The following is a 15,869-nucleotide window of genomic DNA, read 5'->3' as shown; positions in this document are numbered from 1 at the left end:
ACTGAACCGCATTTCAATGCGAAGCACCCGGCAGGTGTTCCTGGCCGGTTTTCTGGCCTTGAGCGCTGCTGCTGCGGCGTCAGCCGGCAACGACGGCGATCGGACCGGCGCCATTCCAGTCTCGGCGCGCATGCCCAACGCTCGCCCCGGCTGGAGCGGCGAGGACGGCGCCTCCGGCAATCCGCTGATGACGGCGGCGGCCATTCAGACGGCGGCGGCGAATTTTCCCACCTGCATCGAAAAGCTGTGGCCGCTGGCTGCGCGCCGCGGCGTGTCGCGCGCCAGCTTCGAGCGCCTGACGGCGCATCTCGCGCCCGACCTGCGGATCATGGATCTGCTCGACAGCCAGCCCGAGTTCACTAAGGCGGTGTGGGACTACCTGGACGTCCTCGTCAACGACGACCGCATCGCCAAGGGCCGCGCCATTCTGGCGAAGTACGACAAGCTGTTCGACGAAGCCGAGCGCACCTACGGCGTCGATCGCTACACCATCGCGGCGATCTGGGGCGTCGAGACGGATTATGGCGCGCTTGCCGGCAACCGGCCGGTGCTGCGCTCGACGGCGACGCTCGCCTGCATCGGCCGCCGGCAACGCTACTTCCGCGATGAGTTCATTGCCGCGCTCGACATCCTGCATCGCGGCGACGTCAAGCTGGACAAGTTCGTCGGCTCCTGGGCCGGCGCGTTCGGGCCGACGCAGTTCATGCCGACGGCGTTCAAGCGCTACGCGGTCGATGCCGATCACGACGGCCGCCGCGACGTCATCGACTCGATGCCGGATTTGATCGCCTCCACCGCGAACAACCTGAAGAAGGCCGGTTGGCAGACCGGCGAGACCTGGGGCTACGAAGTTGTAGTACCGGCCAATCTCGATTTCACGCTGGCCGGCCGCGACCACTCCATGACGATCCGCGACTGGGAGCGGCATGGGATCGTGCGGGCGGGCGGGGTCGCGTTCCCTCGGCCGGACGATCGTGCGTTTCTGTTGGTGCCGGCCGGCGTGCAGGGTCCCGGCTTTCTGATGCTGGCCAATTTCCGGGTGATCATGCGCTACAACCCCTCCGAGGCCTATGCGCTCGCCATCGGACATCTCGCGGACAGACTTCGTGGCGGCGGGCCGTTCGTCCAGGACTGGCCTCGCTATGAGCGGGTACTGAGCCGGGCCGAGCGGCTGGAACTGCAACAACTGCTTTCCCAGCACGGCTTCGACGTCGGCGAGCCGGATGGCCGCATGGGCCCGAAGACGCGCGACGCGCTGCGGGATTTCCAGATCCGGATCGGCCGCGTCCCGGACGGCTTCGCGTCGGCCGGCATGCTGGAGCGGCTGCGGACCGGCCGCTAACCAGCCCCAGACCTTCGAGTTGACATTTTTGGCGTGCTATTGACCCATGCTCCGGGGCCGGCCGAAGGGCCCCGATACCGGCGTTGGACCGCACCATGGCGCGCAAAAGTGGGCTGAAGCACTGGCGTTTCGGGCTGGCCGTTCTGGTCCTGGCCGAATGTGCGACCTTTGGCGTTCCGGCTTTCGCCCCGGTGACCCCGGCGGCGGCGCAATTCTTCGATCAACGCTATCCGTCGTTGTCCCGGCCGCGCCAGCGCAGCGGCGGTTTCTTCGACAACCTTTTCGGCGGCGGCCGCTCGCGCGAGGAGCGCGAGATTCCGAATCCATACCAACACCAGTATCAGCAACGAGAGGCGCCGGCCGAAACGTCGCGGGCGCCTGCCGCGCGCAAGGACAGCAAGCCCGACCAAGAGCCGACGACGAACATCGTCGTGCTTGGCGACAGCATGGCCGATTGGCTCGCTTACGGTCTCGAAGACGCATTCGCCGACGCGCCGGAGATCGGGATCGTCCGCAAGAACAAGCCGTACTCCGGTCTGCTGCGCTACGACGCCAAGAACGATCTCGACTGGTGGCACGTCGCGCGTGATCTGCTCGCCAACGAAAAGGCGAGCTATGTGGTGATGATGATTGGTGTCGGCGATCGCCAGAACCTGCGCGAGAAGGATGTCGCCAAGGAAGCCGAACAGCAGGCCAAGGCTGACGCCGCCAAGACCGAGGCTGCTAAGGCTGACGCCGCAAAGACGGACGCTGCCAAGACTGATGCTGCCAAATCGGCGCAGCCCAATGCGGATCAGGCCAAAGGCAATCAGGCTCAAACCGATCAGGCCAAGACCGACACTGAACAGGCGATCATTGCGCCGGAGCCGAAGCGTTCGGACAAGCGGGGCGGTAACGCCGTGATCGAGTTCCGCACGGACGAATGGGCGAAAGTCTATTCGCACCGCATCGACGAGACGATCGCCGCGCTGAAGAGCAAGGGTGTGCCCGTATTCTGGGTCGGCCTGCCGTCGATCCGCGGCACCAAGTCGACCGCGGATGTGAGCTACCTCAACGATCTTTATCGCGCGCGGGCCGAAAAAGCCGGAGCGGTGTATGTCGATGTCTGGGACGGCTTCGTCGACGAAGGCGGCAAGTTCACAACCTTTGGCCCGGATTATGAAGGCCAGATGCGTCGCCTGCGCTCGGCCGACGGCGTCTATTTCACCAAATATGGGGCGCGCAAACTGGCGCATTACGTCGAGCGCGAGATCCGCCGCACGATGGCGAACCGCGGTCCGATCGCGCTGCCAATGGGACCGACCCCGGCGATGCCGGCGGACGGCAAGTCGGCGGTACGGCCGCTCGCCGGTCCGGTCGTGCCCTTGACGACGATCAGCGGCAACAATGACGAACTCGCCGGCAGCGGCGGCGGACGTGCCGACGCTTCGGCAACCGCCGTCCTGATGAAAGGCGATGCGATTTCGCCGGCACCTGGCAGGGCTGACGATTTCATCTGGCCGCCCGGCAGCGAGCGCCCGAAAGTTGAAGCGCCGGCCGCCAAACCCGCCGCTGCGATCTCGCCGCAAACTTCTCTCTCAGCGCCGGCGACGCCCGCGGTCTCCCCTCCAGTCGTGGCCGCACCACCGCCGGTCGCGGCGAAGCCCGAGGCCGCGCCGATTTCGGTTGCGAGGCCTGAACCATCGTCCGAAGCCAAGCCAGTCGAGGCGAAGCCTGAGCCGAAGCCGCGCGCCGCTGAGGTCCGTCCGCAGCCGCGTCAACCGCAGGCCGCCGATCCACGCGCGCCTCGCCCGCCGCAGGGCATCGCGCAACAGCCGCCGCCGCGCCGCGGCGATGACGGCCTGTTCGGCCGCAACGGCCCGTTCGGCTTCATGCGGTAAGGGTCCGCACGCGTCACGCCCTGAAATAAAAGCCCCGCATTCGCGGGGCTTTTTGTTGTTCCGGTTGTGCACCGCTCAGCGCGGTAGGGTGGTCGAGCCCATCAGGAACTTGTCGACCGAATGCGCGCACTGGCGGCCTTCGCGGATCGCCCACACGACCAGCGACTGGCCGCGACGCATGTCGCCGGCGGCGAACACCTTCGGCACCGAGGTGAGATAGCCGAGCGTATCGGCGCTGACATTGCCGCGCGGATCGAGCGCGACGTCGAGCGTCTTCAGCATGCCGTCATGCACCGGATGCACGAAGCCCATGGCCAGCAGCACCAGATCGGCTTCGATCTCGAACTCCGAACCCGGCACCGGCTTGAACTTGTCGTCGAGACGCGCGCAGTGCAGCTTCTTCACCTGGCCATTTTCGCCAGTGAACTTCAGCGTGCCAACGGCGAAGTCGCGCTTGGCGCCTTCCAGATGGCTCGACGAGGTCCGCATCTTCAGCGGCCAGTTCGGCCAGGTCAGAACCTTGTTTTCCTTCTCGGGCGGCGCCGGCATGATCTCGAAATTGATCACCGAGACCGCGCCCTGGCGGATCGAGGTGCCGATGCAGTCCGAACCGGTGTCGCCGCCGCCGATGACAACAACCTTTTTACCTGTCGCCAGAATCGGCTCGACCGAACCCAGCGGCTCGCTCGAGACGCGACGGTTCTGCTGCGGCAGGAAGTCCATCGCGAAGTGAATGCCCTTGAGCTCGCGACCCGGGATCGGCAGGTCACGCGGCTTTTCCGAACCGCCGGCCAGCACCACCGCGTCATATTCGGCGGTCAGCTTCTCGACGGGCAGATCGACGCCGACATGGATGCCATAGTGGAAGGTGACTCCTTCCGCCTGCATCTGGGTGACACGGCGATCGACGTGGACCTTCTCCATCTTGAAATCCGGGATGCCGTAACGCATCAGCCCGCCGGCCTTGGCCCAGCGTTCAAAGACGTGCACATCGTGACCGGCGCGCGCGAGTTGCTGCGCACAGGCCATGCCGGCCGGACCGGAACCGACGACGGCGACCTTCTTGCCGGTCTTGTGCGCAGGCGTCTCGGGCTTGAGGCCTTGCGCGATGGCGCGGTCGGCGATCTCGCACTCGATGGTCTTGATGGTGACCGGCGTGTCTTCGATGTTGAGCGTGCAGGACGCTTCGCACGGCGCCGGGCAGACGCGGCCCGTCACTTCCGGGAAATTGTTGGTCGAGTGCAGGTTGCGCGCGGCATCGTCCCAGTCGCCGCGATAAACCAGATCGTTCCAGTCCGGAATCTGGTTGTTCACCGGGCAACCGGTCGGCTGGCCGGTGATGCGGCTAGTGCCGTGGCAATAGGGCACGCCGCAATCCATGCAGCGCGCCGCCTGCTCACGCACTTCCTTCTCGGGAAGCGGCAGCACGAATTCACGATAGTGTTTGATACGCTCCTCAGCCGGAGCGTACGTGCGATCGTGACGTTCGAATTCGAGAAAACCGGTAATCTTGCCCATCTTACTCCGCCGCCTGCATGGTCGCGGCCTTTTCCTTTGCCATCTCAGCGAGCGCGCGGGCGTATTCGACCGGCATCACTTTCTTGAACAGAGGACGATAACGCGGCCAGTCGGCGAGGATCGCCTTGGCGCGTGCCGAATTGGTGTAGCGCGCGTGGTCCGAGATCAGCTTCTTCAGCCGCTCGGCATCCATCGTGGTGAGATCCGCCATGACGTCGACGCGGCCGTGCGATTCCAGATCGTTCTGCATGCCGAATTCCTTTTCGGCAATCGCTTCTTCATCGGGAACGGGCTCGAGCGACACCATCGCCATGTTGCAGCGGCTCTGGAACGTGCTGTCCTCATCGAGCACATAGGCGATGCCGCCCGACATGCCGGCCGCGAAGTTGCGTCCGGTCTGGCCGAGTACGACGACAATACCGCCGGTCATATATTCGCAGCCGTGGTCGCCGGTGCCTTCGACAACAACGGTGGCGCCGGAGTTGCGCACGGCGAAGCGTTCGCCGGCCACGCCGCGGAAGTAGCATTCGCCCGCGATGGCACCATACATCACCGTGTTGCCGACGATGATCGCTTCTTCCGGCACGACGCCGGAGTCGGTCGACGGCCGAATGATGATGCGGCCGCCCGACAGGCCTTTGCCAACATAGTCGTTGGCGTCGCCTTCCAGTTCGAAGGTCACGCCCTTGGCGAGCCAGGCGCCGAAGGCCTGGCCGGCCGTGCCGGTCAGACGCACGTGAATGGTGCCGTCGGGCAGGCCGTCATGGCCGTAACGCTTGGCGACTTCGCCGGACAGCATGGCGCCGACCGAGCGGTTGGTCGAGTTGATCGCCGTCTGCAGACGCACCGGCGCACCGCGGTCGAGCGCGGCCTGCGACTCCGCGATCAGCTTGCGGTCGAGCACGTTCTCTAGATGGTGGTCCTGCTTCTCGCAGTGATAGACCGGCGTCTTGGCGTCGGCCTTCGGCTTCAGGAACAGCTTGGAGAAGTCGAGGCCCTTGGCCTTCCAGTGCGCGACCAGACGGCGCTGGTCGAGCATCTGCATCTGGCCGACCATCTCGTCGATCTTGCGATAGCCGAGCTCGGCCATGATCTCGCGCACTTCCTCGGCGACGAAGAAGAAGTAGTTGATCACGTGTTCGGGCTGGCCCTTGAAGCGGGCGCGCAACACCGGGTCCTGCGTCGCAACGCCGACCGGGCAGGTGTTGAGATGACACTTGCGCATCATGATGCAGCCGGCCGCGATCAGCGGCGCGGTGGCGAAGCCGAACTCATCGGCGCCCAGCAGCGCGCCGATGACGACGTCACGGCCGGTGCGCAGGCCGCCGTCGACCTGCACCGCGATGCGCGAGCGCAGCCGGTTGGCGACCAGCGTCTGGTGGGTTTCGGCGAGGCCGATTTCCCATGGGCTACCCGCGTGCTTGAGCGAGGTGAGGGGGGACGCGCCGGTGCCGCCTTCGTAGCCCGAAATGGTGACGTGATCGGCGCGCGCCTTGGAGACGCCGGCGGCGACGGTGCCGACGCCGATTTCTGAGACCAGCTTCACGGAAACGTCGCCCGACGGGTTGACGTTCTTGAGGTCGAAGATGAGCTGCGCCAGATCTTCGATCGAATAGATGTCGTGATGCGGCGGCGGCGAGATCAGGCCGACGCCCGGCGTCGAGTGGCGCACCTTGGCGATCACCTTGTCGACCTTGTGACCGGGCAGCTGGCCGCCTTCGCCGGGCTTGGCGCCTTGCGCCATCTTGATCTGCATCAGGTCGGAGTTGACCAGATATTCGGTAGTCACGCCGAAACGGCCCGACGCCACCTGCTTGATGGCCGAGCGCATCGAGTCGCCGTTCGGCAGCGGCTTAAAGCGGTCGGATTCCTCGCCGCCTTCCCCAGTGTTCGACTTGCCGCCGATGCGGTTCATCGCAATGGCAAGCGTGGTGTGCGCCTCGCGCGAAATCGAGCCGAACGACATGGCGCCGGTCGAGAAGCGCTTGACGATGTCCTTGGCCGGCTCGACCTCGTCGATCGACACCGGCTTGCGGCCATCGGCCTCCGCCGACTTGATGGTGAACAGGCCGCGGATGGTGAGCAGCCGCTCGTTCTGATCGTTCACGACCTTGGCGAAGGCGCGGTAGTGCTCCTGCGAGTTGCCGCGCACGGCATGCTGCAGTTCTTTCACCGTCTCGGCGGTCCAGACGTGATCCTCGCCACGCACGCGCACGGCATAGTCGCCGCCGACGTCGAGCATGGTGCGGTAGATCGGCGCGTCGGAGAACGCGGCGCGGTGGCGGCGCACGGTCTCTTCGGCGATTTCCGGCATGCCGACGCCTTCGATCTGCGTGTGGGTGCCGGTGAAGTACTTGTCGACAAATTCCTTCTTCAGGCCGACGGCGTCGAATATCTGCGCGCCGCAATAGGACTGGTAGGTCGAGATGCCCATCTTGGACATGACCTTGAGCAGGCCCTTGTCGATCGCCTTGATGTAGCGCTTGACGATCTCGTAGTCGTCGAGCTTCTGCGGCAGGTGTTCCTTCATCGCCGTGAGCGTCTCGAAGGCGAGATAGGGGTTGATCGCTTCGGCACCGTAACCGGCGAGGCAGGCGAAGTGATGCACTTCGCGCGGCTCGGCGGTTTCCAGCACCAGTCCGACCGAGGTGCGCAGGCCCTTGCGGATCAGGTGATGATGCACGGCGGCGCAGGCGAGCAGCACCGGGATCGGCATGCGCTCGGCCGAGGCCTTGCGGTCCGACAAGATGAGGATGTTGCAGCCGCCGTTGACCTCTTCCTCGGCGCGCACGCACAGCTCATCGACCGCCCAGTCCATGCCTTCCGGGCCGTGATCGGCCGGATAGGTGATGTCGAAGGTCAGCGACTTGAAGTGATCGCCGGTCATCTCCGAGATCGAGCGGATCTTTTCCAGATCGCTGTTGCTCAGGATCGGCTGGCGCACCTCGAGACGCTGCGTGTTCGACATGCCCTCATGGTCGAGGATGTTCGGCCGCGGGCCGATGATCGAGACGAGGCTCATCACCAGCTCTTCGCGGATCGGGTCGATCGGCGGGTTGGTGACCTGCGCGAAGTTCTGCTTGAAATAGGTGAACAGGGGCTTCGGCTTGTCGGACAGCGCCGAGATCGGCGTGTCGTTGCCCATCGAGCCGATGGCTTCCTCGCCGGTGGTGCCCATTGGCGTCATCAGCAGCTTGATGTCTTCCTGGGTGTAGCCGAACATCTGCTGGCGATCGAGCAGCGACAGGTTCGACTTCGGCGCGCCGCTGGAGGCGCCCGGCAGTTCCTCGAGCACGATCTGCGTGCGGTCGAGCCACTCGCGATAGGGATGGCTCTTGGCCAGCGACGACTTCAGCTCCTCGTCGGGAATGAGGCGGCCCTGCTCGAGATCGACGAGCAGCATCTTGCCCGGCTGCAGGCGCCACTTCTTGACGATGTCCTTTTCCGGAATCGGCAGCACGCCCATTTCGGACGCCATGATGATGCGGCCGTCGCGGGTGAGGAAATAGCGTGCGGGGCGCAGGCCGTTGCGGTCGAGCGTGGCGCCGATCTGGCGGCCGTCGGTGAAGGCGAGCGCGGCCGGGCCGTCCCACGGCTCCATCAACGCGGCATTGTATTCGTAGAAGGCGCGGCGCTCTTCATCCATCAGCGGGTTACCCGCCCAGGCTTCCGGCACCATCATCATCATGGCATGCGCGAGCGAGTAGCCGCCCTGCACCAGGAATTCGAGCGCGTTGTCGAAGCAGGCGGTGTCGGACTGGCCTTCGTAGGAAATCGGCCACAGCCGCTTGATGTCGTTGCCGAACAGCGGCGACGACACGGAGGCCTGACGCGCCGCCATCCAGTTGACGTTGCCGCGCAGCGTGTTGATTTCGCCGTTGTGCGCCAGATAGCGGTAGGGGTGCGCCAGCGACCAGGTCGGGAAGGTGTTGGTCGAAAAGCGCTGATGCACCAGCGCGATCGCCGACTCGAAATCCGGGTCGTGCAGGTCGGGATAGTAGCTGCCGAGCTGGTCGGCGAGGAACATGCCCTTGTACACGACGGTGCGGCACGAGATCGACACCGGGTAATAGCTCGACGTGCGCCGCTCTCTCCGGCGATAGATGGCATTCGAGATCGACTTGCGCAGGATATACAGCTTGCGCTCGAACTCGCCTTCGGTGAGCTTCTTGCCGCCCTGGCCGATGAACACCTGCATGTGCACGGGCTCGGTCGGCTTCACCGATTCACCGAGCGAAGCATTGTCCTTCGGCACGTCGCGCCAGCCGAGCAGGGTGAGGCCTTCGCGGTCGATCACGTCCTCATAGATGTCGCGGATGATCTGTTGCCAGTTCGACTCGTGCGGCATGAACAGCTGGCCGACGGCGTATTGACCGGGCGCCGGCAGCGTGAAGCCAAGCTTCTTGGCTTCCTTGGCAAAGAACTTATGCGGGATCTGCACCAGGATGCCGGCGCCGTCGCCCATGCGCGGGTCGGCCCCGGTGGCGCCGCGGTGCTCGAGGTTGCACAGGATCTTGAGGCCGTCTTCGATGATGGCGTGCGACTTCACGCCCTTGATGTTGGCGACGAAGCCGACACCGCAGGAATCCTTGTCGCGCGCGGGATCATAGAGTCCCATCGCCTCCGGCACGCCGGGATCGACCGTTGAGCCGACGAAGGGTTTGTCGGCGAACGACGTTTTGTCGCGCAACGGTGTTTCCACCTTGCTTCCGCCAAACTTCGCGTTCTTCGTGCCCTTGCTCATCTTCGTCCTGCCCCGCCGGTTCGTTCCGGCGCACTTCGCAAACACAGTTTGGCTTGTCCGCGACACCTAGTTTCAAGCTGCACGGTTGCAGCCTTCAAGGGCCCGCAGGCAAAGCGTACCGATCTTAAGAAGGCGCGAGCCCGGTCTTGGACCCGGCGGCCGCTCCCGTTTGGGCGCCCGCCGTGCCTGCCCCGCTTCACCAAGCAGGCACCGCAGCGGCACCATTAGGACAGCATTGCTGTCCTAATAGACCATGCCAAATTTTGCCCTGCCGCACAAGACCGGTCCACGTCGGAATCGTTCGACTCTGGTGTTTTGTTGCGGCGCCGGGTTTCACCCGAGCAAGAACAAGACCACGGCCGAGCCAATTTGCGCAATGGCGTTGCGCCGAGCTGTCAAAAGCCCAAGCCGATTAACCGTTTAATGGTGAAAACGGGAAACAGCGGCGCGTTTCCCGCGCCTCGATATGGTGTCCCCACCGATTTTGGAGGTGCCCGATGTCCCTCGGCAACGCGAAGACCACGGCTCTCGCCGATCGCGCCGGCGGCGCCGCCGCGATGGAGCGGCTCGCCGACCGGCTGATTTCCATGGCGCCGCCGCCGATGGACCTTCCGCAGGCCGCCATCGTGCGCCAGTCGCCCGCGGTCGCCGCCGGGCTCGCCGCCAGTGCGGCCATCGCCCGCCGCGCGGACGAGCGCGCGCGGCACTCGCAGCGCCCCATCCTCACCATGCTGGTGAACAGTTTCGTTGGCGCCTGTTCGTTTGTTCCCTATTCGGCGGTCGCGTTGCTGCTGCGCCTGATGATGGCCCGCGTATTTTTCGTCGACGGCCAGAGCAAGGTTGACGGCCTGTGGTTGCCGGTGAAGGTCGCCGAACTGACCAAGTATTACGTCACGGGCTTCGACTTCTCGGTCATCGTGCCGATGCAGGTGCGGCCCGAGACGTTTAGCGCCTTCACCACGCAATATCCGCTGCTGCCGGTGCCGCCGGCCATCGCCGCTTATGCGGTCAGCTTCGCCGAATTCGTCCTGCCAATCATGCTCGTCATTGGCCTCGGCACGCGCTTTGCCGCGCTCGGCCTGCTCGTCATCACTGCCATGATTCTCGGCTTCGTCGCCGCCGATCCGCTGGCGAGCGTCCAGTTCTATTGGGCGGCACTGCTCCTCGTCCTGGTGACGCAGGGTCCGGGCGCGATGTCGTTGGATCATCTCGCGCGCCGATGGAAGGGGCGTTGATTGGCCAAGGCGCTGACCCGCGCGCTTCTGATTGCGGCGCTGTCGAGCGCCAGCACGCTGGTGTTCGCTGACGGCTCCGGCATTCCCTATTACGCTCGCGGCCCTCGCATCATTCATGTGCCGCAGCCTGGCGACGATCTGCGTGACAGCCGGGCCAGCCTGCGTGACGATGCGCCGGAGGATTTCGACGACGATGCCGTGCAAGCTGAGCCGCCGCGCGGTGCGGTGAAGCGGATATCCAGGACCGAAAGCCAGCAGCGACCGAAATCGCCATATAAAACGCAGGCAAAGGCCGTCGCGCGAGCGAGCGTGCACCAGGAGCCACGGCGCCGGCCGTTCAGCGTATCGGTGCCGGAACCGCCGCGGCCGCCGCCGGCCGAACCGTTGGGGCCGCGTCGCGCGCTGCTCAGCGCGCCGCCGCCGCCACCGATCTCTTCGATTCATGACGGACCGACACCCATCCGCCCGACGCCGCGTTTCGGTTTGCCGTCGCCCGAGCCCGCTGCGCCTGCGACCCCGCAGGACGCTGCCACCGCTTCAACCTCCGCTTCGGACTCCACTGCCAGCGCGTCCACGGATGTAAGCGACGATTACCTGCCGCCGCCCGGCGACCCGCGCCTCGCGCCGCCGGAGCCGAAATCGTAAGCGCCCGTCGATTGCCAACAAAAAAGCGCCCCGGGGCATCCGGGGCGCTTTCTGCATTCTGGAGGTCAGCCGTTGCCGTTAGGCAGCGACCTTGTTCTCGACCACTTGGGGTTTCGCTTGCGCGTTGCCGATCGGAATTTGCCGCGGTTTCTTGGCCTCGGGAATCTCGCGCACGAGATCGACGTGCAGCAGACCGTTCTCAAGGGCAGCGTTCTTCACCGTCACATAGTCGGCAAGCTGGAATACGCGCTCGAAGGCCCGGGCCGCGATGCCCTGATAAAGCACTTCGCCGCTGGATCCAGTCTGCGCCTGCTTGGCGCCCTTGATGGTCAGGGTGTTCTCTTTCGATTCGATCGAAAGCTCGTTCTCGCCGAAGCCGGCCACCGCGACAGTCACGCGATAATCGTTCTCGCCGGTACGCTCGATGTTGTAGGGCGGATAGCCCGGGGCGGCGTCAGGGCCGTCGAGCAGCGAGAAAAGCCGGTCGAAGCCGACGGTCGAACGGTAAAGGGGAGAGAGATCGAAAGTACGCATAGCTAAGTCCTCCTGTGAGCGACTTGGTTTAGTCCTATCGGGCGGTCCGCCGATTGGCCGGACCGTGACCCCGTGCGCAGCCGTCAGTGGCCTGGGCTTCACTGATATGGGTGGCGCTTTCCGAGCCTGCAATAGGGCCGGCGCCATCCCGCAACTGTCTGTAAAATAATGGATTTTTTATATGGAGCGTTGAGGCCGCGGGGAAGAACGGATTCTTCCACGTTCTGACGAGGCCATGCTAATGCGCGGCGGCGCGCGCGTCCCGCAGGGATCAGCGGGGACAAGCCCGCTGATGACGGATATAACGCCGCCATTCGCTTCTGCGTCCTTTGAGCCCTCATGAAATTTGTTTCCATCCCCGCCAATCCGGTGCCCGAGAACGGTCTCGCCGGCGTCGTCAAAACGCCGGACGGAGTCTCGCTGCGTTTCGGTCGTTGGGAGCCGCCGCCGGGACGTAAGGGCACGGTCGTCATTCTTCAGGGCCGCGCCGAGTTCATCGAAAAGTATTTTGAAACGGTGCGGGACCTGCGCGCGCGCGGCTTCGCCGTTGCGACGTTCGACTGGCGCGGGCAGGGCCTGTCCGATCGCGCCCTGTCCGACCGACGCAAGGGCTATGTTCGCAATTTCTCGCAGTATGCAATGGATCTCGACACCATCATGGAACAGGTGGTGTTGCCGGACTGCCCGCCACCTTACTTCGTGCTCGGTCATTCGATGGGCGGCGCAATCGCCATCCGCGCCTGTCATGACGGCCGCCGCTGGTTCGAACGTGTGGTGCTGTCGGCGCCGATGCTGGCGCTCCCGCCAAGCCGTTTTTCCGGCATGGTGGGCCCGGTGGCGCGCTTCATGCGCTTGATGGGCCGCGGCTCGGGCTACGTGCCGGGCAGCCAGCACGAACCGGCCGGGCCGGAAGATTTCATCGGCAATGTGCTGACGTCCGATCCCGTGCGCTTCGCGCGCAATGCCGCGATCCTCGTCGAAGAACCGGACCTTGCGCTCGGCGCCCCGACCATCGCCTGGGCGGATTCGGCGCTGCGGCAGATGCGGCAATTCCGCGAGCCATCCTATCCGGCGCATATCCGTCAGCCGCTGCTGTTGGTCGCCGCGGGCTACGATCAGGTGGTGTGGACGCCGGCGATCGAGGACTTTGGCATGTATCTTCTCGCCGGCCGGCATCTCATCCTGCCGGGCGCGCGGCACGAGATTTTGCAGGAGCAGGACCAGTTCCGTGCGCAGTTTTGGGCCGCCTTCGACGCTTTCGTGCCGGGCACGCCGCGCTATTGAGCTGCCGTTGCCGGCGGTAATCGCTGCCATCTCGTCGTGCGGCAGATCAGCCCGACCGCGATGCATCCTTCCGTCGTCATCGCGTCGCCCGCAGCCGACAACGTTGCCGAGAAATTCAGTTTGCGTTGCGGATCGTAGGCCTTGCCGCGCCAGCCGCTGCCGTCGCGCTTGATATTGAATTCGAGACGATCGCCGATCTTTTCGCCTTGCCGCTTCGGATCGCGAATCCAGAGATTGGTGGCGCAGATCGACTCGCCGCAAGGTGCAACGCGCACGCGGGCATTGCCGTCGTCTCGCAGCCAGGTCCCGAAAATTTCGCTGCCGGCCGCCGTCGCGGCAGACGAGGTACAGCCCGCAATCGACGCCGCTGCGATGAGAGTGAGGATCAATGACCGCTTCCGATCGGCGGTCTTCAGGCGAGGGAACCTTGTCTGCGCGGCCATAGGTTCAATACGGCGGCGCGTGGGGTTCGGATCACCCGCGATTGAGCAGGTCCAGCGCCTGCTGATGGACTCGCTTGTCGCCGGCGACGACGACGCGGCCGCCACCCTGGGCCGGAGCACCCTCCCACGTGGTGATGATGCCGCCTGCGCCGTGGATGATAGGGATCAGCGCGACGATGTCGTACGGCTTGAGCTCCGTCTCAACGATCAGATCGATCTGTCCCGCGGCCAGCATGCAGTAGGCGTAACAGTCGCCACCATAGCGCGACAGCTTGGCCTTGTTCTCGACATTGCGAAAACGGGCGCGGTCGGCCTCATTCATAAGCAGCGGGCTGGTGGTGAACAGCAGCGCGTCGCTTAAGGCATCGCAAGCGCGGACGCGGAGGTCGCGGTTGCCGGTCGGACCGCGATACAGCGCGGCGCCGGAGTCGCCGGAAAAGAGTTCGCGCGTGAAGGGCTGATGCATCATGCCGTAGACCGGCTCGCCGAAGCGCATCAATCCTATCAGCGTGCCCCAAGCCACCATGCCGGAAATGAACGACTTGGTGCCGTCGATCGGGTCGAGCACCCAGACATACTCCGCGTCGGTGTCCTGCGAGCCGTATTCCTCGCCGAGGATGCCGTGCTCGGGAAAGGTCTTGCGGATGAGTTGCCGCATCGCTTCTTCGGCCGCGCGGTCGGCGGCGGTGACCGGGTCGAAGCCGCCCGCCTTTTTGTTCTCCACCGTCAGCGCGGAGCGGAAGAACGGCATGATGGTCTCGCCGGACACCGCAGCCAGCCGGTCGACGAAAGAAGTGAAATCGATTGCTGTCATGACGCCCCGAATAGCGATTGCCGCAGCCTGATAGCGCGCTTTTGTCGCCACGCCAGCGCGTTTATCGGAAATTTCGCACCGTGCGGCAGCGGCGACATCTTGTTGCGGTGCGGCGGCCTCAGTTGCAACATTTGCGCATGGCCGAAAGAATAATCTGCGAATCCGACATCCAGTTATGCGCTATTGCATGGGAAATTGGCCTGTAGATCTTGCATTTTGTGCGCTGCGGCGTATCTTACCGCAATGCGGTAGCGATACCGTTGCCCTCCTTGGGCGTTTCCTCCCTAGACTTGGGCCGCTTGCTTCGCGAGCGGCCCTTTTTCTTTTTGGGCCCCGGAAGCGCCGGCACCCTTTCACATAGCGTGTGGGTTATTCGGCGGCCGAGCGGTAGGGTTGCAGCTCGTCCAGCGGGATTTCGCCGAGCTGCACCGCCAGCGCCTCGAGATCCGCGGCCAGCCGGTCGAAGCCGGCGGTCTTCTGATAGCGGCGCTCGTCCATATACAGCGCGCGGTTGATCTCGACCTGGATGGCATGCAGGCCGGCGGCCGGGTTGCCGTAATGCTCGGTGATGAAGCCGCCGGCGTAGGGCTTGTTGCGGCTCACCGTGTAGCCCATGCCGCGCAAGGTCTGCTCGACCACCTCGCTGACCGCGCCGGTGCAGCTCGTGCCGTAGCGGTCGCCGATCACGAATTCCGGCCGGGGCCGTTCGTCGCGGTGGCCCGCGGTCGAGGGCATCGAGTGGCAGTCGATCAGCATGGCGGCGCCGAAATCGCGGTGCAGTTTGGAGAACAGGCGGCGCAGCGCGCGGTGATACGGCTTGTACAGGCTCTCGATGCGGGTCAGCGCATCGTCCACCGGAATGCGGCGGCCGTAGATTTCCTGGGCATCGCCGACGACCCGGGCGATGGTGCCGAGCCCGCCGGCCACCCGCATCGAGCGGGTGTTGGCGAACGAGGGCAGGCGGCCGTCGAACATGCGCGGGTCAAGTTCGTAAGGCTCGCGGTTGACGTCGACGAAGCAGCGCGGGAAATGCGCGTGCATCAGCGGGTAGCCCTGCCGCACCACACCGGCGAACAATTCATCGACGAAGGAATCTTCCGAGCGCCGCAACGTGCCGATCTCGAGCTGCGACATTTGCAGGAACGGATGCGGATAGGTCGAGCCCGAGTGCGGCGAGTTGAACAAAACCGGTGCGCGGATGGTCTCCGGCTCGACGATATCGAAGGGCGGATCGAGGTCCTGGTGGTCGGCTCCGGGGCGGAAATCACTCATGGGCGATCGGCATTTCCAAATGATCTGGCGTCAGTGGACCGGCGGGCTGCGGTACCCCGGAAGGGCCTCGATTCGGGCGTGTTTTTGCCCTTTCAGGAGGTATCAGGCCTGTTACGATCTATTGTCCATGGGCGGACGGATAAAGCCAAGCGAAGCTT

11 protein-coding genes are annotated in these 15,869 nt (G+C 64.8%); 5 read left to right on the top strand and 6 right to left on the bottom strand.

The annotated features are described in order from the left end of the window. Positions 1-16: 16 nt before the first annotated feature. A complete protein-coding gene (locus ASD45_RS15865) occupies positions 17-1,342 on the top strand; it encodes a lytic murein transglycosylase (RefSeq protein WP_244485405.1) in 1,326 nt (441 codons plus the stop codon). Positions 1,343-1,437: 95 nt separating this feature from the next. After that, positions 1,438-3,222: a DUF459 domain-containing protein gene (locus ASD45_RS15860; protein WP_056912366.1), complete on the top strand. Its 1,785-nt coding sequence runs from the start codon at positions 1,438-1,440 to the stop codon at positions 3,220-3,222. A gap of 75 nt (positions 3,223-3,297) precedes the next feature. On the opposite strand, the gene ASD45_RS15855 is transcribed toward ASD45_RS15860, so the two are convergent. Both ASD45_RS15855 and gltB read right to left on the bottom strand, forming a co-directional pair. Beyond that, positions 3,298-4,740 (bottom strand): glutamate synthase subunit beta, encoded by a 1,443-nt coding sequence (locus ASD45_RS15855; RefSeq protein WP_056912365.1) that lies wholly within the window; start codon positions 4,738-4,740, stop codon positions 3,298-3,300. A 1-nt stretch (position 4,741) separates the two neighbouring features. After that, complete coding sequence (gene gltB / locus ASD45_RS15850; protein WP_244485403.1) at positions 4,742-9,430, bottom strand: glutamate synthase large subunit; 4,689 nt, start codon at positions 9,428-9,430, stop codon at positions 4,742-4,744. Between the two features lie 551 nt (positions 9,431-9,981). Here gltB and ASD45_RS15845 point away from each other — a divergent pair. After that, positions 9,982-10,719, top strand: a complete 738-nt coding sequence (locus tag ASD45_RS15845) for a DoxX family protein (protein WP_056912364.1) — start codon at positions 9,982-9,984, stop codon at positions 10,717-10,719. Next, positions 10,720-11,364, top strand: coding sequence for a hypothetical protein (locus ASD45_RS15840; protein WP_056912363.1), 645 nt, complete (start codon positions 10,720-10,722; stop codon positions 11,362-11,364). Positions 11,365-11,442: 78 nt separating this feature from the next. On the opposite strand, the gene ASD45_RS15835 is transcribed toward ASD45_RS15840, so the two are convergent. Then, positions 11,443-11,898, bottom strand: coding sequence for an Hsp20 family protein (locus ASD45_RS15835; RefSeq protein WP_056912362.1), 456 nt, complete (start codon positions 11,896-11,898; stop codon positions 11,443-11,445). Positions 11,899-12,237: 339 nt separating this feature from the next. Here ASD45_RS15835 and ASD45_RS15830 point away from each other — a divergent pair, with 339 nt between their 5' ends. Continuing rightward, a complete protein-coding gene (locus ASD45_RS15830) occupies positions 12,238-13,182 on the top strand; it encodes an alpha/beta hydrolase (protein ID WP_056912361.1) in 945 nt (314 codons plus the stop codon). Here ASD45_RS15830 and ASD45_RS15825 read toward each other — a convergent pair. The 3 genes from ASD45_RS15825 to ASD45_RS15815 all read right to left on the bottom strand — a co-directional run bounded on the left by ASD45_RS15825 (position 13,176) and on the right by ASD45_RS15815 (position 15,711). Next, on the bottom strand, positions 13,176-13,571 hold the full coding sequence (locus tag ASD45_RS15825) for a DUF2147 domain-containing protein (RefSeq protein ID WP_244485401.1): 396 nt from the start codon (positions 13,569-13,571) through the stop codon (positions 13,176-13,178). The genes ASD45_RS15830 and ASD45_RS15825 overlap by 7 nt on opposite strands. Positions 13,572-13,656: 85 nt before the next feature. Continuing rightward, complete coding sequence (hisN, locus tag ASD45_RS15820; RefSeq protein WP_056912359.1) at positions 13,657-14,439, bottom strand: histidinol-phosphatase; 783 nt, start codon at positions 14,437-14,439, stop codon at positions 13,657-13,659. A 369-nt stretch (positions 14,440-14,808) separates the two neighbouring features. After that, entirely contained in the window at positions 14,809-15,711 is a 903-nt protein-coding gene (locus ASD45_RS15815) for an N-formylglutamate amidohydrolase (protein WP_056912358.1), read from the bottom strand. Between the last annotated feature and the right edge of the window lie 158 nt (positions 15,712-15,869).

It is taken from the genome of Pseudolabrys sp. Root1462, assembly GCF_001426945.1.
Lineage (GTDB): Bacteria > Pseudomonadota > Alphaproteobacteria > Rhizobiales > Xanthobacteraceae > Pseudolabrys.
Note: the sequence above shows the minus strand (reverse complement) of the source record. Positions and strands in the feature narration are given on the sequence as shown.

What these genes read in the sequence shown, in the direction of transcription:
- ASD45_RS15865 (WP_244485405.1), top strand. Translation starts at nt 17, where the DNA reads ATGCGAAGCACCCGGCAGGTGTTCCTGGCCGGTTTTCTGGCCTTGAGC.
- ASD45_RS15860 (WP_056912366.1), top strand. Translation starts at nt 1,438, where the DNA reads ATGGCGCGCAAAAGTGGGCTGAAGCACTGGCGTTTCGGGCTGGCCGTT.
- ASD45_RS15855 (WP_056912365.1), bottom strand. Translation starts at nt 4,740, where the DNA reads ATGGGCAAGATTACCGGTTTTCTCGAATTCGAACGTCACGATCGCACG.
- ASD45_RS15845 (WP_056912364.1), top strand. Translation starts at nt 9,982, where the DNA reads ATGTCCCTCGGCAACGCGAAGACCACGGCTCTCGCCGATCGCGCCGGC.
- ASD45_RS15835 (WP_056912362.1), bottom strand. Translation starts at nt 11,898, where the DNA reads ATGCGTACTTTCGATCTCTCTCCCCTTTACCGTTCGACCGTCGGCTTC.
- ASD45_RS15830 (WP_056912361.1), top strand. Translation starts at nt 12,238, where the DNA reads ATGAAATTTGTTTCCATCCCCGCCAATCCGGTGCCCGAGAACGGTCTC.
- hisN (WP_056912359.1), bottom strand. Translation starts at nt 14,439, where the DNA reads ATGACAGCAATCGATTTCACTTCTTTCGTCGACCGGCTGGCTGCGGTG.
- ASD45_RS15815 (WP_056912358.1), bottom strand. Translation starts at nt 15,711, where the DNA reads ATGAGTGATTTCCGCCCCGGAGCCGACCACCAGGACCTCGATCCGCCC.